Source organism: Nocardiopsis ansamitocini (assembly GCF_030268225.1).
GTDB lineage: Bacteria > Actinomycetota > Actinomycetes > Streptosporangiales > Streptosporangiaceae > Nocardiopsis_D > Nocardiopsis_D ansamitocini.
The window spans coordinates 1,380,364-1,406,823 of record NZ_BSQG01000001.1 but is presented as its reverse complement, the minus strand read 5'-3'; the positions used below and the strand labels follow the sequence as shown (position 1 = coordinate 1,406,823).

Sequence of the window (26,460 nt, the reverse complement as noted above, 5' to 3'; positions counted from 1 at the left end):
TTCGAAGGTCGCTTCTTCGGCATCTCTCCTCGTAACCCCCGCGCCCCGGCCTTTCCGGCCCGCCGCCCCTTGTTACGTCCCCCCCCGGCGCCGAGGCCCTCCCCGGCCCAGTCATCACGAAGGTCTTGAACATCGTGCGTATCCGGTCCTCAGGCCCCAGCGGCCGCCGTGGTCACCGCGGCACGTCCACATCCGCCGAACCACGCCCCGCCCCGGCCGCGGCCTCACGGCGCCGTCGCAAGTCCGGCGCCGGTCGCCCCAACCCCCTGGCAGCCTGGCGCAACAGCCGCGGAGTCGTCATCGGCGCGGTCCTGGCCGCCGTTCTGCTGCTGGCCGGCGGCGGGACGGCATTCGCCATGGACAAGCGCATCACGCTCACCGTCGACGGTGAGAGCCGAACCGTGCACACCTTCGGCGGCACCGTCCAGGAAATCCTCGACGACGAGGGCATCACCCTCAGCGAGCGCGATGCCGTCGCCCCTGCCCTCGCCACTTCCCTGGGTGCCGGGGCGGAGGTGATGGTCCGAACCGGGCGCGAGTTCACCCTTGCCGTCGACGGGGAGGACCCGGCCGCCCACTGGGTCACCGCGCTCACCGTCGGAGAGGCCCTTGACCAGATCGGTATGGGGGCCCAAGCCCTCTCCCTGTCCGAGGAACGTTCCGCCGAGGTGCCCGTCGCCGGGCTCTCCGTCGAAGCCCGCAGCGCCCGCCACCTCGTGCTGCTGCGCGACCGCGTCCGCCTGGAGGTCGACACCAACGCCGAGACGATCGGCGAGGTCATCGAGGCCAGCGGGATCGAACTCGGCGAGCACGACATCGTCGAACCCGCCCTGGAGGAGGAGCCCCTCAACGGGATGGTCGTCAAGATCACCCACCTGACGGGCGGGGTCCAGACCAAGGAGGTCCCCATCGAGGCCGAGACGGAGGAGCGGGAGAACCCCGAACTGCCCAAGGACGAGAAGAAGGTCGTCACCGAGCCCGAGGACGGCGTCAAGGAGATCACCTACGCCACCGTCCTCAAGGAGGGCGAGGAAACCGACCACGTGCTCTCGGAGAAGGTCACCAAGGAGCCCGTCAACGGCGTCACCGAGATCGGCACCAAGGAACCCGAGGTCAACCCCAACGTCGGCGGCCCCGCCGACAGTCTCAACTGGGCGGGCCTCGCCCAGTGCGAGTCCACCGGTAACGCCGGCGCCGTCAACCCCGCCGGCTACTACGGCCTCTACCAGTTCTCCCTGCCCACCTGGAGTTCCACCGGAGGCACGGGCCTGCCCAGCGAGGCAAGCCCCGACGAACAGACCATGCGGGCCAAGAAGCTCTACGACATGGTCGGCGGCAACTGGCAGAGCCAGTGGCCCGAATGCGGCGTCCACCTGTTCGACTGACCGCGGCCCGGAGCCGGGCCTGGCGGGGACACCCGTCGGGCTCGGCCACAATGGGCAGGTGACCGATTCCGACAGCGCCGAAGCCCGCCTGCTCACCCCCGTCGATGTGCGGCGTCTCGCCGAGCGCCTCGGCGTCCGCCCCACCAAGACACTCGGCCAGAACTTCGTGATCGACGCCGGCACCGTGCGTCGCATCGTCCGCGTCTCGGGAGTGGGCTCCGACGACGTCGTCGTGGAGGTCGGCCCCGGTCTGGGCTCCTTGACCCTGGCCCTCCTGCCGCACGTGCGCCGGGTCACCGCGGTGGAGATCGACACCGCCCTCGCCGCGGCACTGCCCGCCACCGTCGCCGCGCACGCGCCCGGTCTCGCGGACCGGCTCGACGTGGTCACCGCCGACGCCCTGCGCGTGACCGAACTCCCCGGTCCCGCCCCCACCGCGCTCGTGGCCAACCTGCCCTACAACATCGCCGTCCCCGTCGTCCTGCACCTGTTGGAGCTACTGCCCTCGCTGGAGCGCGGCCTGGTCATGGTGCAGTCGGAGGTCGCCGACCGGCTCGCCGCCGGGCCGGGCAGCCGCACCTACGGATCGCCCTCGGCCAAAGCCGCCTGGTACGCCGACGTGCGCAGGGCCGGTGCCATCGGGCGCAACGTGTTCTGGCCGGCCCCCAACGTCGACTCCGGTCTGGTGGAACTGGTGCGCCGTCCCGCCCCCACGACCACGGCCACCCGCCAGGAGGTGTTCGCGGTCGTGGACGCCGCCTTCGCCCAGCGCCGCAAGACCCTCCGTGCGGCCCTGGCCGGCTGGGCGGGCTCGGCCCCCGCCGCCGAGACGGCGCTGCGCGCCGCGGGTGTGGACCACCGCACCAGGGGGGAGGCGTTGGACATCACGGCCTTCGCCCGGATCGCCGAGCAGCGCGCCTGACCCGCCCGCCACGAGGTCCCGCCGTCCCGGCCGGGCCCCGCGACCGGCAGGATGATCAGGCCGGGCGGTTCTCCTGCACGAGAACGCGCGCACCAGAGGCGTCCGGGGTGCTGCGCAGGACCAGCCATTCGGGTTCGACGTCGTTGGGCACGGAGAAGACCACCGTGCCCTCGACCCGGCTGTCGGGCAGGATCGGCTTCCACAGCCCCTGATCGCGCTCGTCGTGCAGCGGAGACTCGGCGCGGAGCTCCCGGAACTCGCCCTGGCCCAGCGACTGCAGTTCCGGACTGAACTCCAGGACCCTCGACGACCGGTTGGCGACCGTCAGCTCGAAAACGCAGTACCGGGCCCCCTGCTCGATCCGGATGCGCTGACCCGTGGGGTTCTCGCACACCATCGGCCCGGTGGCGAAGTCCGCGACCCCGTCGCTGAACACCTCGCCGCCCAGTCCGTCGGGATCGTCCGCGCCGGCCGAGGCGTCAGGGGACGTCGACGCCTCGGGAGCCGTCTGCGACTGCTGGTTGTCGGGGACGTCGTCCTTGGAGTCCCACCAGTCGAGCCGTTCCGACGCCAGCACCGTGACCACGCTCAGCACCGCGACCAGCAGCACCACCCCGATGACCGCGGCGATCACCACGAACCGTCCGCGTCGCCGGTCGGGGCGCATGGGGTTGTGCGGCGGCTGGGGGACCGGCGGGACGTAGGGCTGGGACTGCGGATGCGAGCCGGTGGGGCCGGGCCGCTGCGGAGCGGGGTACTGCCCGGTGTGGTGCGGCGGCGACTGGAACTGGCCGGTGCGGTGCGGCGAAGGGGGCATTCCCGGAGCCCCGGGCCGCGCCCCTTGGGGAGCGGACTGGGGATGCTGGGCGGGCGGGCCCTGCTGCATCGGTGCGGAGCGCCCCTGCGCGGGATAGGGCTGCTGGGGCATGGGTCCGCCCTGCGGCGGGGGAGCCTGCTGGGGGTGGCGCATACCGGTGAGCGTCTGGTGGCCGCCCTGGTGGGGCGGTCCATAGCCGGGCGGGGGGAGGTTGGGCCGCCAGGACTCGTGCAGCGCGTGGCTGACCATGGCGTTGGCGTCGTTGGTGTCGTTGTCGTCGGAACCGCCGCCGGCCAGCTCCAGCAGCAGCTCCTGAGCGGTGGGCCGACGCTCCGGCTCCTTGGCCAGGGCCCGCGCAACCAGGCGGTCCAGCGGGCTGTCGAGGTCGCCGATGACGGGCTCGGCGAACAGCATCCGCTTGCCCAGCGTCATCGCGTCGCCGTTGCCGAAGGGGTGTGTGCCGTTGCCCGCGAAGGCCACCAGGCACCCCCACGCGAAGATGTCGGCCGCGGTGGTGACCTTCTCCTCCAGCAACTGCTCGGGGGCCATCCAGCCGGGACTGCCCATCACGATGCCGGTCTGGGTGTGGTTGGTGACGGTGTTGAGAGCGCGGGCGATGCCGAAGTCGATGACACGCGGTCCCGACAGCGACAGCAGGACATTGGCCGGCTTGAGGTCCCGGTGCACCAGGCCCGCCTTGTGGATGGCGGCCAACGCAGCGGCCACGCCCAGGGCGAAGCCGTGCAGGGTGCTGGAGTCCAGCGACCCGTGCGTGGAGATGTGCTCGGCCAGAGCAGTGCCGGCGATGTACTCGGTGACCATGTACGGCCGGTTCTCGAACGTGCCGTGGTCCAGCACCTTGGCCGTGCAGAAGGACGCCACCCGGCGGGCGTTCTCCATCTCGTCACGGAAACGGGCGCGCGTCGCCTCGTCGAACGCCAACTCCGGACGAATCACCTTGATGGCGACATGCGTGCTCTTCTCAGCGGTACGGCCCAGATAGACCGTTCCCATCCCTCCACTGCCCAGACGTCCGGCCAGCACGTAGGGACCGATGGTGGCCGGATCTCCGGCTGCCAACGGTTCCAGATTCTTCGGGAGCCCATCCGACGGCAAGCGACCCTCCCCGACGGTGTCCAAACTCCGCCTGGCCCCAAAGGTAGCGGGCATTGTGTCCTGATACCCAACCGAACGGGCCACCGAGTCCTGAATGTGGTTACGAAAGTGGTTCCAGCGGAGCGCGACACGCTGTCGGCCCGCCCACCATCCTGGGTGCCGCGGGTGAGCCGCACAAGTGCCCCTCGGTTCAGAGGGGGCGCAAGGAGGTGGGTTTCCTTTACGATCTAGGACTCGTGACCGCAATGACCGCCGTAACCGTCCAGGTACCCGCGAAGGTGAACCTCCAGCTAGCGGTGGGGCCAGCACGAGACGACGGGTACCACGATCTCGTCAACGTCTTCCACGCTGTCTCGCTCTTCGACGAGGTTACCGTCATGCCGGGGGCCTCTGGTGCGCACCCCGGCTCCGCCACGCTGAGTATCGACGGTGCGATCGACTCCCACACCGCCCGGGTCCCCCTGGACCCCACCAACCTCGCGGCCCGCGCCGCCTCCCTCCTCGCACGTGAGGTGACCTCCGCCGGGCCGGTGCACATCCACCTGCGCAAGGCCATCCCCGTGGCGGGCGGAATGGCCGGCGGCAGCGCCGACGCGGCCGGCGCCCTTGTGGCGTGCAACACATTGTGGGGAGGTCGGGTCGCCCCCGAGCGGCTCGCGGAGATCGCCGCGCACCTGGGCAGCGACGTTCCGTTCCCGCTCCTGGGCGGTACCGCAGTGGGCACCGGCCGCGGCGAAATCCTGACGCCGGCCGTTGCGGAAGGCCTCTTCCACTGGGTGTTCGCACTCTCCGAAGCCGGCCTCTCCACGGCCACCGTCTTCGCCGAGTACGACCGTCTGCGTCCCGACGCCCCTGTTCCCGCCCTGGACACCGCCCTCATGACGGCCCTGGCGGCAGGGGACGCGCCCGCCCTGGGGGCGGCCCTGACCAACGACCTCCAGCGCGCCGCATTCGCCTTGCGCCCCGACCTGCGCCACACCATCGACGCGGGCCGGGCGGCCGGCGCACTGGGCGCCATCGTGTCGGGTTCCGGTCCCACGTGCGCCTTCCTCGCCCGTTCCGCAGGGCACGCCCAGGAACTGGCGAGGGCGCTGCGCGCGTTGCCCGAGTGTGCCGGGACGGTCACCGCGCACGGTCCGGTCCCCGGAGCGACCATCCTGGAAGCAACACCCGCGTCGATCTGAGGGGATTGTCTCGCATGTTGTTCGGATGGCCGTGGTGGCTGATGGGGCTGTGGCTGGTCGTCCTTCCGCTGTGCTTCCTGTTCCTGGCGCGACCGCAGTTCCTCGTCCACCGCTTGGAGCGCCGCGACGCGGAGGACCGGGCGGCCCAGGACGACCCGGCCGCCGCCTCCTACGACCCGGGACGCCCGCTGGCCGCGATCCGGATGCTCAGCGGGATCGTGGTCCTGGCCGTGGTCATGGCCAGCGTCATCATGGTGCCCACCGTGCTGGAGAGCCGCGGGCCCAAACTCGCGGGCACCACCCAGGCCGTCGACGTCGTGCCCCGCCCCGCCGCCGAGGAATACCAGCAGCCGGTGTCCTTCGAGGCCTACCTCGTCGAGGACGGCACCATCCAGGTCATGTGGGAGGCACGCCAGGACCCCGCCTGCTCGCTGCTGCGGCGCAAGATCGAGGAGACCCCCGAACGGGTCACCGTCACCCTCGTGCAGGGCGTCATGGAGATGTTCGCCGAGGACCCCGGCGTCTGCGATCCGGACAACACCGAGTACCCCCTCGTCACCAAGCTCACCGACATCGTCCTCCAGGAGCCCCTGGCCGGGCGCGAGATCGTCGACGGGACCACAGGGGAACCCGTGGAACGCTGGCAACCCCGGCCCACCCCGGTCTGGGAGTAGCCCACCGCCTCACACCCCGCCCTCGCGTGCCGGCTTCAGCAGAGGGGCGCCGGGGCCGTGGGAGGCCAGTGCGTCGTCGTCGTTGCGCAGCCCACAGGCGCGCAACGACAGGCAGCCGCAGCCGATGCACGAGGAGAGCCGGTCGCGCAGACGCTGTAGCGCGTCGATGCGGCTGTCGAGTTCGTCCTGCCACTCGCTGGACAGGCGCGCCCAGTCCTCGGCAGTGGGCGTGCGCTTCTCCGGCAGCGTCGCCAGGGCCGCGTGGATCTGGCCCAGGCTCAGACCTACCCGCTGCGCCGCAGAGATGAAGGCAAGCCGCCGCAGCGTCGTGCGGTGGTAGCGCCTCTGGTTGCCCACCGTGCGAGTGGACGAGATCAGCCCCCGCTCCTCATAGAAGCGAAGGGCGCTGTGCGCCATCCCGCTGCGTTCGGCGAGCTGGCCGATCGTGATCAACACCGGTAGGTGACCCATCTCACTCGCCACTCCCTGTTCCTGCCGTCTCGACTCCCTTGACCTCAACTTAACTGAAGGTTTCAGGCTGTCGCTATGCCAGCGACCACGCTCTCCAGATACGCCGACCTGCCCGCACTCGTCGGCCTCCTCACCGGTAACAAGAAACACCAGGCCGCGGCCACCACCACCCTCGACGTCCTCTGGGTCCTCTACGACCGCGTCCTCGACATCTCACCCGCCACCGCCACCGACCCCGCACGCGACCGTTTCCTGCTCTCCAGAGGCCACGACCCGGCCGCTTACTACGCAGTCCTCGCAGCCAAAGGCTTCATCGACACCGCAGCCCTCCGTTCCTGGGGGGAGTTCGACTCCCCACTGGGCCGTCGTCCCGACCGCACCCTCGTCCCCGGCGTCGAGATCAGCGGCGGTTCACCCGGCCACGGACTCGGGCTCGGAGTGGGCACCGCACTCGGCCTGCGTGCCCAGGGCCACGGTGCCGCCCGAGTCGTCGTCCTTCTCGGCGACACCGAACTCGACGAGGGCAGCAGCCACGAGGCGATCACCGCCGCCGCACGCCTCGGACTCAGCGCGCTGACCGCCGTCGTCATCGACAGCCGTTCATCCCCCCTGGGCCGGTCCGGCAAAATCCCCGACCGTTTCGCCCGCGAGGACTGGGCCACCCGTTCCGCCCCGGGACGCGACCACGACGCCCTTCACCAGGCACTCACCGCCCCCCACGAGAGCCGCCCCCTCGCCGTCACCGTCCGCACAGCCGCCCGCCACCCCCGCTGACCCATCCAGGAGCCGCAATGACCACCCTCACCACCGAGGCCGGCACCATCCAGCGGATGCGCGAGACATTCGTCCACACCCTCGACCGGGCCATGAACGACGACCCCCGACTCGCCCTCGTCCTCGCCGCCACCGCCCTGGGCCCCTTCGCGCGCACCGCCCTCACCCACCCCAACCGGGTCGTCAACGTCGGCATCCGCGAACAACTCATGATCACAACCGCCGCAGGACTGGCCCTGACCGGGCTACGACCCGTCGTCCACGCCCCCGCCCTCGTCGAACGCGCCTTCGGACAGCTCAAGACCGACCTCACCCACCAAGACGCCGGCGCGGTCCTCGTCAGCACCGGCGCCTCCCACGACACCCCCGAACAGGGCCGCACCCGCATGGCCCCCGGCGACATCGCCCTCCTGGACACCCTCCCGGGCTGGACCGTGCACGTCCCCGGCCACGCCGACGAAGTCCCCCGCCTCCTCGCCCCCGCCCTCACCGGCGGCGACCGCGTCTACCTCCGGCTCTCCACCCGGGGAAACGCCGCAGCACGCCCGGTCGGCCAAGGACTCGTCGTGGTGCGCTCCGGATCACGACGAGCCGCAGGAACCGTCATCGCCGTCGGACCCATGCTCGACCGCGTCCTCGCAGCCACCCGCGAACTCGACGTCACCGTGGCCTATCTCGCCACCGTCCGCCCCTTCGACCGCACCGGACTCAGCCGCATCGTCGCCCGGGCCGGCCACGCCGACGTCATGATCGTCGAGCCCTACCTGCGCGGAACCTCGGCCCACGAGATCGCGGAGGCCCTCAACGGCCGCCGCCACCGCCAACTCGGCCTCGGGACCCTGCGCCACACCGAGATCCGCGGCTACGGCGCCCCCGACGACCACGACCGCGCCCACGGACTCGACACCGCCGGCCTCGCCCGCCACGCCCGCGACTTCTTCCTCGACTGACCAGGCCCGGCCGCCCGCCGTTCGCGGCACTCCACCGCAGCCGCGACAATAGACAGCGATGAACCTCGTCAACCTTCAAGACGTCTCGCTGGCCTACGGGCCCCTCGTCCTCCTCGACTCCGTCTCCCTCGGAATCGAAGAAGGCGACCGCATCGGCGTGGTCGGCCGCAACGGCGGCGGCAAGTCCACGCTGGTGTCAGTGCTGTCCACCCGCACCCAACCCGACTCCGGCCGGGTCATCCACACCCGCGGCCTGCGCGTGGGCTTCCTCCACCAGAGCGACAGCTTCCCCGAGACCACCGTCGCCGAATTCGTCATCGGCGACCGCGCCGACCACGAATGGGCAGGCGACGCCCGCGTACGCGACGTGCTGCGCGGCCTCCTGCCCGGCTGGGACCTCGGTGCGGCCATGTCCGGCCTCTCCGGGGGCGAACGCCGTCGCGCCGGCCTGGCCCGGATGCTCATCGAGACCCACGACCTGATCATCCTCGACGAGCCCACCAACCACCTCGACATCGAAGGCATCGCCTGGCTCGCCGAGCACGTCAAGGCCCGCCGCGAAGCCCTCGTCGTCGTCACCCACGACCGGTGGTTCCTCGACGCCGTCTCCAACCGCACCTGGGAAGTCGTGGACGGACGCGTCGAACGCTACGAAGGCGGCTACGCCGCCTACGTGCTCGCCAAGGCCGAACGCCAGCGCCTCGCCCAGGCCACCGAGGAACGCCGCCAGAACCTCATGCGCAAGGAACTGGCCTGGCTGCGCCGCGGCCCGCCCGCCCGCACCTCCAAGCCCAAGTTCCGCATCGACGCCGCCAACGCGCTCATCGCCGACGTGCCCCCCGTCCGCGACACCGTCGAACTCGTGCGATTCGCCAGCTCCCGGCTCGGTAAGACCGTCATCGACGTCAAGGACGCCACCCTCAACGCCGGCGCCAACACCCTCCTGGAGCGCCTGACATGGCAGCTGGGCCCCGGGGAGCGCATCGGCCTCGTCGGGGTCAACGGCTCCGGGAAGACCACGCTCCTGCGCGCCCTGGCCGGCGAGCGCGAGCCCGATGCCGGGACCGTCCGGCGCGGCAAGACCGTCCGCCTGGGACACCTCTCCCAGAACCTCGCGGAGCTCTCGCCCACCGCCCGCCCGCTCGAAGCCGTCACCGAGATCCGCGAACACGTCACCATCGGCAAGAAGGACTACTCCGCCAGCCAGATGCTGGAGCGTTTCGGCTTCCGCGGTGATCGCCAGTGGACCCCCATCGGGGACCTCTCCGGCGGCGAGCGGCGCCGACTGCAGATGTTGCGACTGCTCATGGACGAGCCCAACGTCCTGCTCCTGGACGAGCCCACCAACGACCTCGACATCGAGACCCTCACCGAACTGGAGGACCTCCTCGACGGCTGGCCGGGGTCCCTGGTGGTGGTCAGTCACGACCGGTGGTTCCTGGAGCGCATCTGCGACCAGGTCTTCGCGCTCATGGGCGACCGCACCATGCGCCACCTCCCCAACGGAGTGGACGAGTACCTCGCCCGGCGCGAAGCGGCCGAAACGGGAGCCGTCCCCGCGGACCGCGGCGCCGCGTCCGCCGTCGAGGCGGAGCCGGACCGGCAACCGCAACTCTCGGCAGCCCAACGCCGCACCGCGCAGAAAGAACTCCAGCGCATCGAGCGGCGTATCGACCGCATCGGCACCCGCGAGAGTGAACTGCACGAACTGATGGCCGCCGCAGCCGAGAACTACACCCGGCTCGCCGAACTCGACGCCGAACTCAAGACCCTCGGCGCGGAGAAGGACGAACTGGAAGAGGCGTGGCTGCTCCAGGCCGAGACACTGGGGGAGTGACCGCTGCCGGAAGAGACGCGGCCCGCCCCGTTCACCCTCGCTGGGGGCGGGCGGGCTCGTCCAGCGGCGACAGCACCGACCGCAGCAGCGCTGCCAACTCGCCGCGCTGGACGGCGCTCATCGCACCCAGGATCGACTCCTCGTAACTGAGCAGGTCGGCCAGCGCCGCATCCACCAGTTCGCGTCCCTCGACGGTCAGGCGCACCAACACCCCCCGCTTGTCGGCGGGGTCGGGGAACCGGCCCACCAGCTTGGCCGCGGCCAGCCGATCGATCCGGTTGGTCATGGTGCCCGACGTGACCAGGGTGGCGCGCAGCAGCCGCCCCGGACTCAACTCGTAGGGGGCGCCCGAACGCCGCAACTCCGCCAGGACGTCGAACTCCCACGGCTCCAGGTCGTGCCGGGTGAACACCGTGCGGCGCGCGCGGTCCAGGTGCCGGGCAAGGCGCGACACCCGGCTCAACACCTGGAGCGGCTCCACATCGAGGTCCGGGCGCTCGGTGCGCCACGCCTCGACCAGACCGTCAACCTCATCGCGCATGAGCACAGCATATCTCTTGACATCGAGATAATTTGCGGGAACCGCCGAACCCGCGCACCGGTCACTCGCCCCGGCGCCGCCCGCCGCCCTCCAGGCGCGGCTTGGCATCCAGCTTCGACAGCCCGTTCCACGCCAGGTTCACCAGGTGCGCCGCCACCACCTCACGCTTGGGCCGGCGCACCTCCAGCCACCACTGGCCGGTCAACGCCACCATGCCCACCAGCGACTGCGCGTACAGCGGCGCCAACTTGGGGTCATAGCCACGCGCCTTGAACTCCGCGCCCAACTCGTGCTCGACCTGACTCGCGATGTCGCTGATCAGACTCGCGAAACTCCCCGTCCCCGAAGCGGCGTGGGAATCCCGCGCCAGGATCCGGAACCCCTGGCTGTGCTCCTCGACGTAGCGCAACAGCGCCAGCGCCGCGCCCTCCAGCTTGTCCTTGGCATGGTCGGCGACCAGCGCGTCGCCGACCATGCCAAGCAAGCACTGCATCTCGCGGTCCACGACGACCGCGTAGACGCCCTCCTTGCCCCCGAAGTGCTCATAGACCACCGGCTTGGACACACCGGCACGGGCCGCGATCTCCTCGACCGAGGTGCCGTCGAAGCCGCGCTCGGCGAACAGTTCCCTGCCGACGTCGAGAAGTTGCTCCCGGCGCTCCTTGCCGGTCATGCGCTTTCTGCGGGATCTGGGCTTCTGCTCACTCACGGCTTCCATGATGGCCGATCCGCCTAGGCGCTCACACGCTTTGCAGCAAGCCGCTCGGCGTTGGGCCAACGGACCTTGGTCGCCCAGCCCAACTTCTCGAACGCCCAGATGACCCGGGCGGAGATGTCGATCTGCCCCTTGAGGACGCCGTGGCGTGCGCAGGTGGGGTCGGCGTGGTGCAGGTTGTGCCAGGACTCCCCGAAGGACGGGATGGCCAGCCACCACACATTGCGGGAGCGGTCGCGGACCTCGAAGTTCTCCTCGCCGATGGTGTGGCAGATGGAGTTGATCGACCAGGTCACGTGGTGCAGGACGGCGACACGGACCAGGCTTCCCCAGAAGAACGCGGTGAGCGCGCCCCACCACGACATCGTCACCAGGCCGCCGATGAGTGCCGGCGCGGCCAGCGAGAACAGCACGATCAGCCCGAACCACTTGTCGAGGCGGACGAGGTCCTTGTCCTTCAACAGGTCGGGGGCGAAACGCTTGGGCGAGGTCTTCTGCTCGTCCAGGTACATCCACGCCATGTGCGCGTAGAACAGGCCCTTGGCCACCGAGCGCCAGTCGTCGCCGAAACGCCAGGGGGAGTGCGGGTCGCCCTCGTGGTCGGCGTACTTGTGGTGGCGGCGGTGGTCGGCCACCCACTTGATGACGCTGCCCTCGATGGCCATCGAGCCGGCGATCGCCATCGCGATGCGCAGCGGCCGGTTGGCCTTGAACGAGCCGTGCGTGAACAGCCGGTGGAAGCCCACCGTGATGCCCAGGCCGCCGATGATGTAGAAGACCGCGCCGATGATGATGTCGGTCCAGGTCAGCCCCCATCCCCAGGCGAAGGGGACGGCTGCTGCGACAGCAAGGAGCGGGATGAAGACGAACGCGAAGACGGTGTAGCGCTCCGCCTTTCCGCGCTTCTCCTCCAGGATCTCCGGCTCGGGGCCCTTCCTCGCTGTGTCGGGACTGATCTCGGGTGCTGCGGTCATGTGTCCACCTTGGTCGGGACGGCCGTGGAAATCGATGTGAGAACGCCCGCGTCCCCAGGTCGGACCGGTCGTGGTGACCGGCGGACAAGGATCGGGGTGCGTCAGGCGAGCTCGAAGGGCGTGGGAGGCGTACAGGGATGCCCTGCGCCACCCGGTTGCCCGGCGGTCGCCGTGTGACTCTTACCTACGTAACCGTAACCTACGGCGTCGTAGGTTTGGCAAGTCCGTCGCCCGACCACTTCGGGTGAGGAAACACACGCCCCTTCCGTCACGGACTTTCCGGCATGTCACTTCAAGGTGAGAAAAGACTTACTTCGGTTGATCGGGGCTGTGGACAACCCCGTTTTCGAGCCGGCGGCCCCCCTATCCCTGGTGCAGCCTGAAGCCATGAAAGAGAACACGAGTTCGAACCAGGACGCAGCCCTCCGCGCCCGCGCCATCGACCTGCGCGAGCGGGGCTGGAGCAACCCGCGCATCCGCGCCGAGCTCGGCCTGAGCGGTTGGAAGCTCACCCAGCTCCTCCAGGGCCACGTCGAGCCCAAGCACCGCAACCTCGCCAACCGGGCCAAGCCCGAACTCCGAGCCCGCGCCCTCGACCTGCGCCGGCAGGGCTGGAGCTACGACGCCATCGCCCGCGAGCTGACGGTGTCCAAGAGCAGCCTGTCCCTGTGGCTGAGGGATTTGCCCAAACCCGAAAAGCCCTATCCGGGGCCGGTCCCGGAAGGGCGGGCCATGACACAAAAGGAGTGGGAGGAGCATTGCGAAGATCCGGCGAGTACTCGCCGGCGACAAGTCCAGCAAGAATCGGTTCGCAAACGGAGCGATGACAGGGCTGCAGCAGCCGAGGTGGTGGGCGAGCTCGGCAAACGTGAGCTGTTGATCATCGGTGCTGCGATCTACTGGTGCGAGGGAACCAAAGCCAAACCGTGGAACCGCAACTACCGGGTGGTCTTCGTCAACAGCGACGCCGGTTTGATCAAGCTCTTTTTGCGGTTCCTCGCTGCTATGGGCGTTGAGAAGGACCGGTTGGGGTTCACGCTGAGCATCCATGAGTCAGCCGACATCGGTGCGGCGACCGAGTTCTGGGCAGGTGTCGTCGGAGTAGGGGCGGAACGTTTCAACAAGCCCTGGATCAAGCGGCACAACCCAAGCACGGTGCGCAAGAACGTGGGGGAGAGCTATCAGGGCTGTCTGGTTGTGCAGGTGTACCGCAGTACTGAGCTCTATCATCGGATTGAGGCTCTGGCCAAGCAAGTGATGGACGGTTCGGTGTCGGGATGATTGGAGAGGGGGACCTCGCCATCTGTCGAGACCTGCTTCGGCCCGGTCCATGTGACCGTAACGGGCGAAGACGTTATGGTGTTCCATGCAAGACGCGGTGCCACCCTGCAGTCTGGGAATAGAGGCAGGTGTGGAAGTTTGTGGTTTTCGCGGATAGTAGATCTTCTGCTTTCCCGGGTGGTGTAATCGGCAACACTTCTGATTTTGGTTCAGACATTTCAGGTTCGAGTCCTGGCCCGGGAGCATGGCAGCTGAACAGCTGAGACGCTTCTTTGTAGACAACTTCACACTGTGACAGCGCGGGGTCCGAGACCATAGGTCTCGGACCCTTATCGCTGTCTCGGGCCGGTAACGCGTCAATCACGAACGCCACACCCGGGCGCGCCGTCCCGCCGAGCGGCCCACCTGTATGCTGCCCATGTCGGCCCAGGGAGGACGGGCTCAGCGTGCCCTGGCCAGGTGTTCTCAGGCCGTTTCGCCGACGCGGCCCATCGGCCGTGCGGGCCGTCCCCGCCGCCGGCCGAGCCATAGAAGTTCATTCGCCAGCGACATGAGGAGTCTCCGCCAGTGAGCGTGAGCCGTCCGGCAGCCGTCATCGTCCTCGCGGCGGGCGAGGGCACCCGCATGAAGTCCAGACTTCCCAAGGTCCTCCACGAGATCTGTGGCCGCAGCATGCTGGGACACGTCCTGGCCGCAGCCGCCGAACTCCGACCCCAGCGCACCACCGTGGTGGTCGGCCACGCCAGGGAGCAGGTGGCCCAGCACCTCAAGGACGTCGCGCCCGACGTCTCGACCGCGGTCCAGGACCAGCAGAACGGCACCGGCCATGCGGTCCGCATGGCCGTCGAGGCACTGCGCGAGCAAGGGGTGGAGCTGTCCGGCACGGTCGTCCTCGCCTACGGCGACACCCCGCTGCTGCGGGGGCGCACGCTCCTCGACCTCGTCGCCGCCCACGAGGCGGCGGGCAACGCCGTCACCGTGCTGTCGGCCAGGGTCCCCGACCCCACCGGGTACGGCAGGGTCGTGCGCGACTCCGGCGGTGCCTTCACCGAGATCGTCGAGCACGCCGACGCCACCGAGGCCCAGTTGGCCGTGGACGAGATCAACTCCGGGATGTACGCCTTCGACGGCGCGCTGCTCACCGAGGTCGTCAACCGGTTGTCCACGGACAACGCCAAGGGCGAGGAATACATCACCGACGCCGTGGCGATCCTGCGCGGCGACGGCCACCGGGTGGACGCGGCTGTCGCCGAGGACTGGGTCGAGATCCAGGGCGTCAACGACCGCGTCCAGTTGGCGGAGGCCCGGCGCCTGCTCAACGACCGTCTCCTGGAGCGCCTGATGCGCGACGGGGTCACCATCGTGGACCCGGCCTCCACCTGGGTGGACGCCCAAGTGAAGGTCGGCCGTGACGCGGTGGTAGAGCCCCAGACCCAGCTCCAGGGGCACACCGTGATCGGCGAGGGCGCCCGGGTCGGCCCGGCCACGCTCCTGCGCGACACCCGGGTCGGCGACGACGCCGTGGTCGGACACACGGTCGCCCACGAGGCCGAGATCGGCCCCGAGGCGTCCGTCGGCCCGTACGCCTACCTCCGTCCCGGCGCCAGGCTCGGGCGCGGGGTCAAGATCGGCACCTATGTCGAGGTGAAGAACTCCGTTGTCGGAGAGGCGTCCAAGGTCCCGCACCTGACCTACGTGGGCGACGCCGACATCGGCCGGGGCGTCAATATCGGCGCCTCCTCCGTCTTCGTCAACTACGACGGGGTCAACAAGAACCGCACGACGATCGGGGACCACGCGCGCACCGGGAGCGACAACATGTTCGTCGCGCCGGTCGACGTGGGGGCGGGCGCCTACACGGGCGCCGGCACCGTGGTCCGCGAGGACGTTCCGCCCGGTGCGCTGGCCGTCTCCGCCGGTCAGCAGCGCATCATCGAGGGGTGGGTGCAGCGAAAGCGTCCTGGGACGCCGTCCGCGCAGGCCGCGGAGCAGGCGGGCCGGGGCCTTCCGGGGAGTGACGATTGAGCGCGTGTCGGGGGCGGTCCGAACCGGCTCCTTTGAGCCGGCGAAGAAAGTAGGCAGCAGACTGTGGGGGAAATACACGTGACCGGCATGAAGGCCGCGGGCCAGAAGAAGATGATGCTCTTCTCGGGGCGCACCCACCCCGAGCTCGCGGAGCGGGTGGCCGCGGAACTGGGCATCGAGGTGGTCCCGACCAGGTTCCAGGACTTCGCCAACGGGGAGATCTTCGTCCGCTACCTGGAGTCGGTCCGGGGCAGCGACGCGTTCATCATCCAGTGCCACTCGGAGCCGATCAACAAGTCGATCATGGAGCAGTTGATCATGGTGGACGCGCTGAAGAGGGCTTCGGCCAAGCGCATCACCGTGGTGACGCCTTTCCTCGGCTACGCCCGCCAGGACAAGAAGCACCGGGGCCGCGAGCCGATCTCGGCCCGGCTGGTCACCGACCTGTTCCGTACGGCCGGGGCCAACCGCCTGATGGCGGTGGACCTGCACACGGATCAGATCCAGGGGTTCTTCGACGGTCCGGTCGACCACCTCTTCGCGCTTCCCATTCTCGCCGACTACGTGGCGTCGCAGGTGGACGCCTCGGAGGCGACCGTCGTGTCGCCCGACGCGGGCCGGGTGCGTACCGCGGACCGTTGGGCCGACCGGTTGGGTTCGCCGCTGGCGATCATCCACAAGCGCCGTGACCCCGATGTGGCCAACGAGGTGAAGGTCCACGAGGTGGTGGGTGAGGTCAAGGGCCGCACCTGTGTGCTGGTGGACGACATGATCGACACCGCGGGGACCATCGTGAAGGCCGCGGACGCCCTGTTCGAGCAGGGGGCGGCCAAGGTCATCGTGGCGGCCACCCACGGAGTGCTGTCGGGTCCGGCGGTGGAGCGGTTGCAGAACTCGCGGATCTCCGAGGTGGTCATCACCAACTCGTTGCCGTTGGCCAAGGACCGTCAGTTCGAGAAGCTCACCCAGTTGTCGATCGCGCCGCTGCTGGCCCGGGCGATCAACGAGGTGTTCAGCGACGGCTCGGTCACGAGTCTGTTCGAGTAGACCGCGGGGCGGCTGGGCGGGGTTCGCCCCGTTCAGCCGCAGCGCGTGCACGAGCCGCCGGTGAGAGCCGTTAGACTGCTATGAGCTTCCCCGCGTCTGTGGGGTAATCCCTGCGCTCGCGCGGGCCGCTTGACAGTGGCGCGGCGAGATCGTGTTTCCCCGCGTAGGTGGGGCTTTCCCGCTGGTATGGAGGCGGGGCTGTTTCGTAGAAGCCGTGTTTCCCCGTCGCCGCGGGGGAAGATCCACACCAAGGAGTTCCGTCGTGTCCGAGGTACGTATCGCTGCCGAGCCGCGCACCGAGTTCGGTAAGGGCGCCGCGCGCCGTGCCCGTCGCGCGGGCCAGGTGCCGGCCGTCCTCTACGGCCACGGCACCGACCCCAGGCACATCACCCTGCCTGGCCACGACCTGATGCTCGCGCTGAAGACCCCGAACGTGCTGTTGCGTCTGGACGGTGTCGAGGGCAGTGACAACCTCGTCCTCCCCAAGGCCGTGCAGCGCGACGCCATCAAGGGCTTCCTTGAGCACGTCGACCTGCTGGTCGTGAAGAAGGGCGAGAAGGTCGCCGTGGAGATCCCGGTGACCCTCACCGGCGACGTCGCCCACGACGGCGTGCTCAACCAGGAGCTGGTCCAGGTCGAGGTGCTGGCCGAGGCCACCCACATTCCCCAGGGCGTCGAGTTCGACGTCACGGGCCTTGAGGTCGGCGCCCAGGTGTCGGCTTCCGACCTGAAGCTCCCCAAGGGCGTCGAGCTCTCCGGTGACCCCGAGGCGCTCGTCGCGACCGTCTCCGCCGAGCGGGTCGAGGAAGAGCCCGAGACCACCGGTGACGAGGAAGCAGCCGTTGAGGCCGCTCCCGCCGCTGAGGCTGAGGACGAGGAGCAGGCCGCCGGTTAGTACCGGTTCACCGAGTCTTCGGATACACACTGATGCGCGGTCTCCTCAAGCGAATGCTGGGGGGCCGCGCGTCGCTGTTTTCCGCGTCGGATCGTGCACGAGTCGTGGAGAGTCCCGTGAGTTCGGAGCGCTGGCTGGTGGTGGGGTTGGGTAACCCCGGTCCCAAGTACGCCGGGAACCGGCACAACATCGGTTTCATGGTGGTCGACGCGCTGGCCGCCCGTGCCGGTGAGCGGTGGAAGGCGCACAAGGCGCACGCGGAGGCCGTCGAGACCCGGATCGCCGGTGTCCCGGTGGTGCTGGCGAAGCCGCGGTCGTTCATGAACCTTTCGGGAGGGCCGGTCGCGGGGCTGTGCTCGTTCTACAAGGTTCCGGTCGAGCGGGTGATCGTGGTCCACGATGAACTCGACATTCCGTTCAGTGCGTTGAAGCTCAAGCGCGGGGGAGGGGCGGGCGGGCACAACGGTCTGCGCTCGGTCTCGGCTTCGTTGGCCGATCCGGGGTATATCCGGGTGCGGGTGGGCATCGGTCGCCCTCCGGGGCGGATGGACGCGGCGTCGTTCGTGTTGCGGGACTTCTCCGGTCCGGAGCGTTCGGACCTTGAGGTCGATGTGGAGCGGGCGGCTGACGCGGTGGAGACGGTTCTGGAGTCGGGTCTGGAGAAGGCCCAGTTGATCTACCACACGGCAGGCTGATCCCGCCGGTCTGGCGGGGGAACGGCCGGCGGCTGTGCGGTCGCCGTTTCGGGGTGCCGTGAGTCGACCCGTCGGTCCTCCGGCAGGCGGACCTTCTTGTTAATGAGTGTCCGAGTTCCTTTTCTCGGATGGACCTTTTCTGCTCACCTTCCGTCACGTCGCGCGACTTATTGACTACATTTAGCTACTGTTCAGTGGTCGGTTCGAGTTCCGCGCCCCCTGGCCCCTTTCCTCTTGGGTTCGTCGCCCCCTTGCGCGAGCCTGCCCGAAAACGGATCAGTGCGGCCGGCGGTGTCGAAGGTAGGAATGCATGGCCGTCGTCAGTGACGTGAAACCTGTTGCCACGTGGCAGGCACCCGTTGCGGTGTCGGGGGCGGGGTGGCCGAAATCGTATGTGCGGGGATTGTTCGCGATCGACGCGTCGTGCGCGATCGCGTCGGGGTTGGTGGCTGTCGAGGCCCGGTTCTGGGGAAGTGTGTGGGCGCAACAGGTGGCGCCCTATGCGGTGATGTCGGTGCTGTTGCCTTTCGTGTGGGCGGCGGCAGTCGTGCTGGCCGGCGGGTACGAGCGTCGTTTCATCGGGATCGGCACCGAGGAGTTTCGCCGGGTGCTGAGTGCGGGGGTGATGCTCACGGCTGCTGTGGCGATCGTTTCCTATGCCACGAACACCGACCTGGCCCGCGGTTATGTCCTGGTGGTCCTGCCGTTGGTCACGGTGATGAGCCTGGCTTCGCGTTATGCCTGGCGCAAGAGGCTGCACCGGCAGCGCCGAAACGGGGCGTGCATGCGCCGGGTGGTGGTGGTCGGACATCAGGAGGCGGCGCGCGAACTGGTGATGCAGTTTCGTCGGGAGCCCTATCACGGGATGAGTGTGGTGGGCGTGTGCCTGCCCACTGGACAGTGCGAGCCCGGGGTGTCGGAGGTCGCGGGCTGTCCGGTCTACGGTGACTTCGGATCGGTACCGCCGGCCGTGGCGGTCACCGGGGCCGACACGGTGGCGGTTCTGACCTGCCCGGAGATCGACGGGGTGGAGTTGCGCCGGATGGCCTGGAGGTTGGAGAAGACGGGCACCGATCTCACGGTGGCGCCCGCTCTCATGGACGTCGCGGGGCCGCGCACCACGATCCGCCCGGTCGCTGGGCTGCCGCTGCTGCATGTGGAGCACCCGGAGTTGGCGGGCGGGCGCCGTCTGGTCAAAGGGCTCTACGACCGGGTGGCCGCGGCCGTGGCGCTGGTGCTGCTGGCTCCGTTGTTCGGAGTGCTGGTGCTGTTGATCCGCAGAGGGGGAGCCGGGCCCGCGTTGTTTCGACAGACCAGGGTCGGCAAGGACGGGGCCGAGTTCACCCTTTACAAGTTTCGTACCATGGTCGTCGACGCGGATTCCCTCAAAGCCTTGCTGCGTCGACGAAACGAGCACGACGGGGTGCTCTTCAAGATGCGCAGGGACCCGCGTGTCACGCCGGTCGGGGCATGGCTGCGCAGATATTCATTGGATGAGCTGCCTCAGTTGGTCAACGTGCTCAGGGGCAACATGTCGTTGGTGGGGCCCCGGCCGCCGCTGCCGGAGGAGGTGGCCAAGTACGGTTACGACGTCCGGCGCAGGTTGGTCGTGAAGCCGGGGATGACAGGATTGTGGCAGGTGAGCGGCCGTTCCGATCTTTCGTGGGAGGAATCGGTGCGTCTGGATCTGCGGTACGTGGAAAACTGGTCGTTGACGTTGGACGTCCAGATTCTGTGGAAAACGTGTTCAGCGGTTATCCGTGGGGCGGGAGCATACTGAGTCTGGTGAGCACCATCAGAAATGATCATGAGGTCGCGCGCGATCTCGCCATCGAGGCGGGACAACAGTTGCTGCGCTTGCGCGCGCGTGGTGGGTTCGACGAGCCCGAGGTGCTGCGCACGCTCGGGGACCGCCTTTCGCACGAGTTCCTCTTCTCCGCGTTGGGGCGGCTGCGTCCCAGTGACGCCGTGCTTTCCGAGGAGGGGGCGGACGATCCGGCGCGGTTGACCGCGCGGCGGGTCTGGATCATCGATCCGCTCGACGGCACCCGCGAGTTCTCGGAGCCGGGCCGGGTGGACTGGGCCGTGCACGTGGCGCTGTGGGAGAACGGGGAGTTGGCCGCGGGGGCTGTGTCACTGCCCGCGCAGGGGAGCACCCTGTCCACGGTGGATCCGCCGTGGCTGCCGGAGGAGCGGCCGTCCGAGCAACGGTTGCGCATCACGACGAGTCGTACCCGGCCGCCGGAGTTCGTGCAGCGCCTGGCGACCCGGATGGGTGCGGAACTGGTTCCGATGGGGTCGGCGGGGGCGAAGATCTGCGCGGTGCTGCTCGGGATCGCCGACATCTACATCCACGCGGGCGGGCAGTACGAGTGGGACAGCGCCGCTCCGGTGGCGGTTGCCAAGGCCGCCGGCCTGCACGCATCCCGGATCGACGGCGCTAACCTGACCTACAACGACGCGGATCCCTACCTACCCGATATCCTTGTATGCCGACCGGAATTGTCGAGTATGTTGTTGGCCAGTGTCCGCAATGCCGCGGACCTGGACAGCGCGGGTCCACACGCGGGTGGTTGAGGCTTTCTCGGCCCTCGCGAGCGAAGTGAGCATGAGGCGGATTCATGAGTCAGGCCAGTCAGCCGGCCCTCGGGCGGTACCAGCTCTCACAGCTTGATTTCCTCGAGGCGGAGGCCATCTTCGTCATGCGCGAGGTCGCCGCCGAGTTCGAGCGGCCGGTGCTGCTCTTCTCGGGCGGCAAGGACTCCATCGTGATGATGCGCCTGGCGGAGAAGGCGTTCTGGCCGGCTCCCATCCCGTTCCCGGTGATGCACGTCGACACCGGTCACAACTTCGACGAGGTCATCGAATACCGCGACCGCCGTGTCGCCGAGACCGGTGTGCGGCTGGTGGTCGCCTCGGTCCAGGAGCAGATCGACGCGGGCAAGGTCACCGAGCCCACTGGGCGCTGGGCCAGCCGTAACCGGCTGCAGACCGCCGCGCTGCTGGAGGCGATCGAGGACAACGGCTTCGACGCCGCGTTCGGCGGTGCGCGCCGTGACGAGGAGAAAGCACGCGCCAAGGAGCGGGTCTTCTCCTTCCGGGACGAGTTCGGCCAGTGGGATCCCAAGAACCAGCGCCCCGAGCTGTGGAGCACCTTCAACACCCGCGTCAACCGGGGCGAGAACATCCGGGTGTTCCCGCTGTCCAACTGGACCGAGCTGGACGTGTGGGGCTACATCGCCCGCGAGGGCCTCGAACTGCCCTCCATCTATTTCGCGCACCGGCGCCGGGTGTTCGAGCGCGACGGCATCCTGCTGGCCGACACCCCGGTCATCACGCGTGACGACGACGAGGAGGTCTTCGAGACCTCCGTGCGCTACCGCACGGTCGGCGACATGACCTGTACCGGTGCGGTGCGTTCCACGGCGACCGGGCTCGACGAGGTCATCGCCGAGATCGCCGCCACGCGGATCACCGAGCGAGGCCAGACCCGAGCTGACGACCGCGCCAGCGAGGCCGCGATGGAGGACCGCAAGCGCGAGGGCTACTTCTAGCCCGGGCCGAGCGTCCATCACCCCCAACCACCCGCGCACACGCACTTGGACTGGCTGCACATGAGTACTGACATCCTGCGGTTCGCCACGGCCGGCTCGGTCGACGACGGCAAGAGCACCCTGATCGGCCGGCTCCTCTTCGACTCCAAGTCGATCTTCGAGGACCAGTACGACGCCGTGGAGCGCACCAGCCGCACCCGCGGCGAGGAGACCGCCAACCTCGCGCTGCTCACCGACGGCCTGCGCGCCGAGCGCGAGCAGGGCATCACCATCGATGTCGCCTACCGTTACTTCGCGACTCCGCGGCGCACTTTCATCATCGCCGACACGCCCGGCCACATCCAGTACACCCGCAACATGGTGACGGGTGCCTCCACCTCCGATCTGGCGATCATCCTGGTGGACGCACGCAAGGGGCTGCAGGAGCAGAGTCGGCGCCACGCCTTCCTGGCGACCCTGCTCCAGGTGCCGCACCTGGTGCTCGCGGTCAACAAGATGGACCTGGTGGACTACTCCCAGGAGCGCTTCGAGGAGATCAAGCGGGAGTTCTCGGCGTTCGCCACCAAGCTCGACATCACCGACCTCACCTTCATCCCGCTGTCGGCCCTGCACGGCGACAACGTGGTGGAACGCTCGCTCAACATGACGTGGTACGACGGTCCGTCGCTGCTGCACCATCTGGAGAACGTGCACATCGCCTCGGACCGCAACCTGATCGACGTGCGCTTCCCGGTGCAGTACGTGATTCGGCCCAACCGGGCGGACGACCCCGGCTTGCACGACTATCGCGGTTACGCGGGCCAGGTAGCGGGGGGTGTGCTCAAGCCCGGTGACGAGGTCACCCACCTCCCTTCGGGGCTCAACACCCGGATCAAGAGCATCCGCACCGCCGACGGGGAGATCGCCGAGGCGTTCGCGCCGATGTCGGTGACCCTGCTGCTCGACGACGACATCGACATTTCCCGCGGTGACATGATCTGCCGCCCCAACAACAGGCCCAACGTCACCCAGGACGTGGACGCGATGGTCTGCTGGATGTCGGAGAACCGTACGCTCACCCCGCGTACGAAGCTCATCATCAAGCACACCACGAGAACCGCCAAGGTCGTGGTGCGCGACCTGCTCTACCGGCTCGACGTCAACACGCTCCACCGAGACGAGGGGGCGGAGGGCCTCGGTCTCAACGAGATCGGTCGGGTCAATCTGCGGGTCACCCAGCCGCTGTTCGCCGACGAGTACAAGCGCAACCGGCTGACCGGCGGATTCATCCTCATCGACGAGGGGACCAATGCGACGGTCGGGGCCGGGATGATCGTCCGCGCCGAGTAGGCGTGTAATTGTCACTCACGGTAGTAGTGTCACTGCCTGTGAGTGATTATGAGCTGGTATTCGTCGGGGGCATCGGGCGGTCGGGGTCGACGCTGATCGAACGGCTCCTCGGCGAACTGCCCGGGGTCTGCTCGGTCGGTGAGGTCGTGCACATGTGGCGGCGCAGTCTCGTCGACGACGAATGGTGCGGCTGCGGGGAGCCGTTCAGCGGTTGCTCGTTCTGGCGTGCCGTGGGAGCGGAGGCGTTCGGCGGTTGGGGCCGGGTCGACGCGCACGAGGTCCTGGCGCTGAAGGACGCGGTCGACCGCACCAGGTTCGTTCCCGGGCTGCTCAGGGCCGAGCCGGGCGGGCACCCCGACCTCGTCCACCGCTATACCGCGCTCTACGACCGCCTCTACGCTGCGATTGCACAGGTCAGTGGTTGCAGGGTGGTCGTCGACTCCAGCAAGCACGCCTCGCTGGCCGCCTGCCTGCGATTGCGCTACCACCGGCGGATGCGGATGCTGCACGTGGTGCGCGATCCGCGTGCGGTTGCTCACTCCTGGGCCAGGCGGGTGCCCCGGCCGGAGGCCACGGCGACCAGTCCCGAACAGGAGATGGCCCGCTACCCTCCGGTGCGTACCGCGGTGCAATGGATGACGCAGAACGGGGTGTTGGCGGCACTGGCCCGACGCGGAGTGCCCACCCAACGGGTCCGTTACGAGGACTTCGCCGCCGCGCCCGAGGCGGAGTTCGCCTCGATCGCCTCGTTCATCGGGTATCGCGGTGTTCTGCCCGTGGACGCGCAGGGGAATGCGACGCTCTCGGCGGGGCATACCGTTTCTGGGAATCCAATGCGTTTCACCACAGGTTCGGTCTCTGTGCGCGCGGACTCCTCATGGAGGAGTAGTCTCGCTTTTCGGCACCGTTTCACGGTGTCCGCGCTGACCGCGCCCGCGCGATGGCGGTACGGGTACTAGTCGCACATGCGACCGGTCTGCGCCCCACAATCATCCTGATGCGATTCCCGCGGTCCGCCGGCGTGCCCGGACGATCGCCGCGGGCGCTTTTTTCGTTGGAGTGAGCGCGATGAGCATGCCGAGCGATCACCGCATGGTGTTCACCGGTGGGTTGCACGGAAGCGGCGTGACGCTGCTGGCCGAGCACCTTGCGCGGCATCCGGAGGTTAGCCTGCTGGCCGGTGCCGACGCCCCCGGGTGCGAGGGGCAGCACATGCAGTCGGTCTATCCTCGTGATGCCGCCTACGGGGGGCCTGGGCTGTTCGCCTTCGATCCGCGTGCGCATCTCACCGAGGAGCGTCCGTTGTGCCGGGTCTCCACCGCTCAGCGGCTCTTCGAGCAGTGGGCCCCGGAGTGGGACCTCACCCGCGACGTGCTGGTGGAGAAGTCCGCGCCCAACCTGATCATGATGCGCTACCTGCTGCACCTGTACCCGCAGGCCCGGTTCGTGATGGTGGTCCGCCACCCCGTTGCGGTCGCGCTGGCCACCCAGGCGCGCCATCGTGACCTGCCGATCCAGTCCCTGGTCGCCCACTGGCTGCACGCGCACGAGCTGGCCGCCATGGACGCGCTCCTCGTCGAGCGTCTGCACATCGTGCGCTACGAGGAGCTGGTGACCGAACCCGAGCGGGTTCTCGCCGGGGTGGGTGACTTCCTCGAGCTGACCGGGCCGGTTCCGGCGGGTGGGATGGACGCTCACCACTGCGACCGCTACCAGCGGCAGTGGCGTTCCTACCGCAGCCTGGTTCACCCGGGACGCAGGGCCAGCTGCAACCGGATGGAGCAGCGGTTCGCAGAGCGGGTGGAGCGTTTCGGGTACCGGTTGGGCGACTTCACGGCGTTGAACCCGGAGTCCACGCGACTCGCCGCGCAGGGCGCACTCTCGGTTACTTAGCGTTAATTTTCGAGCGCATATGGTAACTATGAGTCTATGCGCGGAATATCGAACTCCGCGATTACGGAGAACTTGTACGGGTCTGCGGGCCTTTGCGGACCGCCCGTCGAAAGGTGCCGGAGCGAGCGGTTGGGCGCTGCCATGGTGGTGGCGACCCTGCTGCTCACCGGGTGCGCCACTGCGGATATCCAACCCGCGAGCGTGTACGAGGTTCCTCCGGAGTCGCCGACAGCCGAGCCAGGAACAACCGTCAGCGCCGGGGCGTCCGCAGATGCGCTCTCGCCCGAGCCACCGGCCCCCAGTGCGTCGATGAGTCCGCTGCTGGAGCCCGGTCCGTCGCCCTCGGGTGTCACCGCCTCGACCGACCCGGTCTGCGACGTCACGGAGATCCTGGAGCCGTCCTGCGGGGTGTGGTGGGGGGTCAGTCCCTATCGCAACAACGTCGCCGGGTTGGAGCGCGCTGCGGGGCGTCCCATGGACATCGTCTACACCTGGCACGGCATCGACCAACGCAACTTTCCCACGGCGAAGGAGCGCGCGTTCGCAAACGAGGGGCGTTACCTGCACGTCAATGTGGAGGCCCGTCGCTTCGACCAGAACGGGCATCCGCCCCTGCGCTACCGCCAGATCACCCGCGGGCAGTTCGACGGTCCGCTGCGGGCGCAGGCCCGCCAGATCGCCGATCTGGGGCTGCCGGTGTTCGTCACCTTCGACCACGAGGCCGACGCCAACAAGCGCTACAACACCCGTGGCACGCCCGACCAGTTCGTCCAGGCGTGGCAGCACGTCGTGGACGTCTACCGCGACTACGGGGCCGACAACGCGATCTTCGTGTGGAACGTGACCGGCTATCCCGGAAACTTCGCCCGGCTGCCCGGCCTGTGGCCCGGCAACGACTACGTGGACTGGATCAGTTGGGAGGCGTACAACATGACCGGCTGTCCCCACCAGCCGAGGTGGAAGCACGTGCAGTCCTTCGAAGAGGCGATGGCGCCGATGTACGAGTGGATCCAGGAACAGGGCCCCCGCCACGGCATCGACCCCGACAAGCCGGTGATGATCGGAGAGGCCGGAACCGTGCCGATCCCCGGCAACCCTCGGGCAACGCAGGAGTGGTACGCCGAGATCCCTGATGTGCTGCGCAAATACGAGCGGGTGCGGGCGGTCAAGTTCTGGGACAACACCCTGGGGCCGACCTGCGACTTCCGGTTGCTCAACAACCGTTATGCACGGGCCGGATTCGTCCAGGCGGGCCAGGACGAGTACGTGAACCTTCCCGAACAGGCGAGGGAAGCCGTCAATTCCGCGCTGTCGATGCTGGACCAGTTCGAGCTGCGCTACTAGTGCGGTGTGTGCCCGCATCGGGCGGGGCCCGGTGGCT

Annotated in this window: 24 protein-coding genes and 1 tRNA gene; 20 read left to right on the top strand and 5 right to left on the bottom strand. The window is 68.7% G+C overall.

The genetic code is table 11. The features are described 5' to 3' along the window. Positions 1-134: 134 nt before the first annotated feature. Both QSJ59_RS06285 and rsmA read left to right on the top strand, forming a co-directional pair. Positions 135-1,385, top strand: a complete 1,251-nt coding sequence (locus QSJ59_RS06285; protein ID WP_285757746.1) for a resuscitation-promoting factor — start codon at positions 135-137, stop codon at positions 1,383-1,385. Between the two features lie 58 nt (positions 1,386-1,443). Then, positions 1,444-2,307, top strand: coding sequence for a 16S rRNA (adenine(1518)-N(6)/adenine(1519)-N(6))-dimethyltransferase RsmA (gene rsmA, locus QSJ59_RS06280; RefSeq protein ID WP_285757745.1), 864 nt, complete (start codon positions 1,444-1,446; stop codon positions 2,305-2,307). A gap of 55 nt (positions 2,308-2,362) precedes the next feature. Here rsmA and QSJ59_RS06275 read toward each other — a convergent pair whose 3' ends face one another. Further along, positions 2,363-4,240: a serine/threonine-protein kinase gene (locus QSJ59_RS06275; protein ID WP_285757744.1), complete on the bottom strand. Its 1,878-nt coding sequence runs from the start codon at positions 4,238-4,240 to the stop codon at positions 2,363-2,365. A gap of 245 nt (positions 4,241-4,485) precedes the next feature. On the opposite strand from QSJ59_RS06275, the gene QSJ59_RS06270 reads away from it, so the two are divergent. After that, positions 4,486-5,424 (top strand): 4-(cytidine 5'-diphospho)-2-C-methyl-D-erythritol kinase, encoded by a 939-nt coding sequence (locus QSJ59_RS06270; protein ID WP_285757938.1) that lies wholly within the window; start codon positions 4,486-4,488, stop codon positions 5,422-5,424. 14 nt (positions 5,425-5,438) lie between these two features. Then, positions 5,439-6,098 carry a hypothetical protein gene (locus tag QSJ59_RS06265; protein ID WP_285757743.1) on the top strand — a complete coding sequence of 220 codons (660 nt, stop codon included), beginning with the start codon at positions 5,439-5,441 and terminating at the stop codon, positions 6,096-6,098. 9 nt (positions 6,099-6,107) lie between these two features. Here the strand turns inward: QSJ59_RS06265 and soxR are convergent, their stop codons facing one another. After that, complete coding sequence (gene soxR / locus QSJ59_RS06260; RefSeq protein WP_285757937.1) at positions 6,108-6,569, bottom strand: redox-sensitive transcriptional activator SoxR; 462 nt, start codon at positions 6,567-6,569, stop codon at positions 6,108-6,110. Between the two features lie 75 nt (positions 6,570-6,644). Between soxR and QSJ59_RS06255 the strand changes: the two genes are divergently transcribed. The 3 genes from QSJ59_RS06255 to QSJ59_RS06245 are packed head-to-tail and all read left to right on the top strand — an operon-like array spanning position 6,645 to position 10,130. After that, positions 6,645-7,343 (top strand): transketolase, encoded by a 699-nt coding sequence (locus QSJ59_RS06255; RefSeq protein ID WP_285757742.1) that lies wholly within the window; start codon positions 6,645-6,647, stop codon positions 7,341-7,343. Positions 7,344-7,399: 56 nt separating this feature from the next. Then, complete coding sequence (locus QSJ59_RS06250; protein ID WP_285757936.1) at positions 7,400-8,293, top strand: transketolase family protein; 894 nt, start codon at positions 7,400-7,402, stop codon at positions 8,291-8,293. A 58-nt stretch (positions 8,294-8,351) separates the two neighbouring features. Continuing rightward, complete coding sequence (locus QSJ59_RS06245) at positions 8,352-10,130, top strand: ABC-F family ATP-binding cassette domain-containing protein (RefSeq protein WP_285757741.1); 1,779 nt, start codon at positions 8,352-8,354, stop codon at positions 10,128-10,130. A 31-nt stretch (positions 10,131-10,161) separates the two neighbouring features. Here the strand turns inward: QSJ59_RS06245 and QSJ59_RS06240 are convergent, their stop codons facing one another. From QSJ59_RS06240 to QSJ59_RS06230, 3 genes are all read right to left on the bottom strand, one after another. Further along, the gene (locus QSJ59_RS06240; protein ID WP_285757740.1) at positions 10,162-10,671 is read right to left on the bottom strand and encodes a MarR family winged helix-turn-helix transcriptional regulator; all 510 of its coding nucleotides are present in this window, start codon (positions 10,669-10,671) and stop codon (positions 10,162-10,164) included. Between the two features lie 61 nt (positions 10,672-10,732). Continuing rightward, positions 10,733-11,389 (bottom strand): TetR/AcrR family transcriptional regulator, encoded by a 657-nt coding sequence (locus QSJ59_RS06235; protein ID WP_285757739.1) that lies wholly within the window; start codon positions 11,387-11,389, stop codon positions 10,733-10,735. Between the two features lie 14 nt (positions 11,390-11,403). Beyond that, positions 11,404-12,360 (bottom strand): acyl-CoA desaturase, encoded by a 957-nt coding sequence (locus QSJ59_RS06230; RefSeq protein WP_285757737.1) that lies wholly within the window; start codon positions 12,358-12,360, stop codon positions 11,404-11,406. A 330-nt stretch (positions 12,361-12,690) separates the two neighbouring features. On the opposite strand from QSJ59_RS06230, the gene QSJ59_RS06225 reads away from it, so the two are divergent. The 13 genes from QSJ59_RS06225 to QSJ59_RS06165 all read left to right on the top strand — a co-directional run bounded on the left by QSJ59_RS06225 (position 12,691) and on the right by QSJ59_RS06165 (position 26,423). Then, the gene (locus tag QSJ59_RS06225) at positions 12,691-13,641 is read left to right on the top strand and encodes a helix-turn-helix domain-containing protein (RefSeq protein ID WP_285757736.1); all 951 of its coding nucleotides are present in this window, start codon (positions 12,691-12,693) and stop codon (positions 13,639-13,641) included. A gap of 171 nt (positions 13,642-13,812) precedes the next feature. Further along, positions 13,813-13,884: transfer RNA gene (locus tag QSJ59_RS06220), tRNA-Gln, on the top strand. Between the two features lie 324 nt (positions 13,885-14,208). Then, positions 14,209-15,666, top strand: coding sequence for a bifunctional UDP-N-acetylglucosamine diphosphorylase/glucosamine-1-phosphate N-acetyltransferase GlmU (glmU, locus tag QSJ59_RS06215; RefSeq protein WP_285757734.1), 1,458 nt, complete (start codon positions 14,209-14,211; stop codon positions 15,664-15,666). 78 nt (positions 15,667-15,744) lie between these two features. After that, positions 15,745-16,713, top strand: coding sequence for a ribose-phosphate diphosphokinase (locus QSJ59_RS06210; RefSeq protein ID WP_285757732.1), 969 nt, complete (start codon positions 15,745-15,747; stop codon positions 16,711-16,713). Between the two features lie 262 nt (positions 16,714-16,975). Beyond that, positions 16,976-17,608 carry a 50S ribosomal protein L25/general stress protein Ctc gene (locus tag QSJ59_RS06205; protein WP_285757731.1) on the top strand — a complete coding sequence of 211 codons (633 nt, stop codon included), beginning with the start codon at positions 16,976-16,978 and terminating at the stop codon, positions 17,606-17,608. Between the two features lie 32 nt (positions 17,609-17,640). Next, the gene (pth, locus tag QSJ59_RS06200) at positions 17,641-18,303 is read left to right on the top strand and encodes an aminoacyl-tRNA hydrolase (protein ID WP_432707423.1); all 663 of its coding nucleotides are present in this window, start codon (positions 17,641-17,643) and stop codon (positions 18,301-18,303) included. 310 nt (positions 18,304-18,613) lie between these two features. Next, positions 18,614-20,083, top strand: coding sequence for a sugar transferase (locus QSJ59_RS06195; RefSeq protein ID WP_285757728.1), 1,470 nt, complete (start codon positions 18,614-18,616; stop codon positions 20,081-20,083). 5 nt (positions 20,084-20,088) lie between these two features. Next, a complete protein-coding gene (locus QSJ59_RS06190; RefSeq protein WP_285757727.1) occupies positions 20,089-20,880 on the top strand; it encodes a 3'(2'),5'-bisphosphate nucleotidase CysQ in 792 nt (263 codons plus the stop codon). A 44-nt stretch (positions 20,881-20,924) separates the two neighbouring features. Continuing rightward, the gene (cysD, locus tag QSJ59_RS06185) at positions 20,925-21,857 is read left to right on the top strand and encodes a sulfate adenylyltransferase subunit CysD (RefSeq protein ID WP_285757726.1); all 933 of its coding nucleotides are present in this window, start codon (positions 20,925-20,927) and stop codon (positions 21,855-21,857) included. A 60-nt stretch (positions 21,858-21,917) separates the two neighbouring features. Further along, a complete protein-coding gene (locus QSJ59_RS06180) occupies positions 21,918-23,186 on the top strand; it encodes a sulfate adenylyltransferase subunit 1 (RefSeq protein ID WP_285757725.1) in 1,269 nt (422 codons plus the stop codon). Positions 23,187-23,224: 38 nt separating this feature from the next. Continuing rightward, a complete protein-coding gene (locus QSJ59_RS06175) occupies positions 23,225-24,145 on the top strand; it encodes a sulfotransferase family protein (protein WP_285757724.1) in 921 nt (306 codons plus the stop codon). A gap of 109 nt (positions 24,146-24,254) precedes the next feature. Further along, positions 24,255-25,079: a sulfotransferase family protein gene (locus QSJ59_RS06170; protein WP_285757723.1), complete on the top strand. Its 825-nt coding sequence runs from the start codon at positions 24,255-24,257 to the stop codon at positions 25,077-25,079. Between the two features lie 129 nt (positions 25,080-25,208). Then, the gene (locus QSJ59_RS06165) at positions 25,209-26,423 is read left to right on the top strand and encodes a glycoside hydrolase family 26 protein (RefSeq protein WP_285757722.1); all 1,215 of its coding nucleotides are present in this window, start codon (positions 25,209-25,211) and stop codon (positions 26,421-26,423) included. Positions 26,424-26,460: the final 37 nt, after the last annotated feature.

Coding starts and splice junctions, on each gene's coding strand:
- QSJ59_RS06270 (WP_285757938.1), top strand. CDS start 4,486: ATGACCGCCGTAACCGTCCAGGTACCCGCGAAGGTGAACCTCCAGCTA.
- QSJ59_RS06255 (WP_285757742.1), top strand. CDS start 6,645: ATGCCAGCGACCACGCTCTCCAGATACGCCGACCTGCCCGCACTCGTC.
- QSJ59_RS06250 (WP_285757936.1), top strand. CDS start 7,400: ATGCGCGAGACATTCGTCCACACCCTCGACCGGGCCATGAACGACGAC.
- QSJ59_RS06230 (WP_285757737.1), bottom strand. CDS start 12,360: ATGACCGCAGCACCCGAGATCAGTCCCGACACAGCGAGGAAGGGCCCC.
- QSJ59_RS06170 (WP_285757723.1), top strand. CDS start 24,255: ATGAGCATGCCGAGCGATCACCGCATGGTGTTCACCGGTGGGTTGCAC.
- QSJ59_RS06240 (WP_285757740.1), bottom strand. CDS start 10,671: ATGCGCGATGAGGTTGACGGTCTGGTCGAGGCGTGGCGCACCGAGCGC.
- pth (WP_432707423.1), top strand. CDS start 17,641: ATGCGCGGTCTCCTCAAGCGAATGCTGGGGGGCCGCGCGTCGCTGTTT.
- QSJ59_RS06245 (WP_285757741.1), top strand. CDS start 8,352: ATGAACCTCGTCAACCTTCAAGACGTCTCGCTGGCCTACGGGCCCCTC.
- QSJ59_RS06265 (WP_285757743.1), top strand. CDS start 5,439: ATGTTGTTCGGATGGCCGTGGTGGCTGATGGGGCTGTGGCTGGTCGTC.
- QSJ59_RS06195 (WP_285757728.1), top strand. CDS start 18,614: ATGGCCGTCGTCAGTGACGTGAAACCTGTTGCCACGTGGCAGGCACCC.
- cysD (WP_285757726.1), top strand. CDS start 20,925: ATGAGTCAGGCCAGTCAGCCGGCCCTCGGGCGGTACCAGCTCTCACAG.
- QSJ59_RS06235 (WP_285757739.1), bottom strand. CDS start 11,389: ATGGAAGCCGTGAGTGAGCAGAAGCCCAGATCCCGCAGAAAGCGCATG.
- QSJ59_RS06180 (WP_285757725.1), top strand. CDS start 21,918: ATGAGTACTGACATCCTGCGGTTCGCCACGGCCGGCTCGGTCGACGAC.
- soxR (WP_285757937.1), bottom strand. CDS start 6,569: ATGGGTCACCTACCGGTGTTGATCACGATCGGCCAGCTCGCCGAACGC.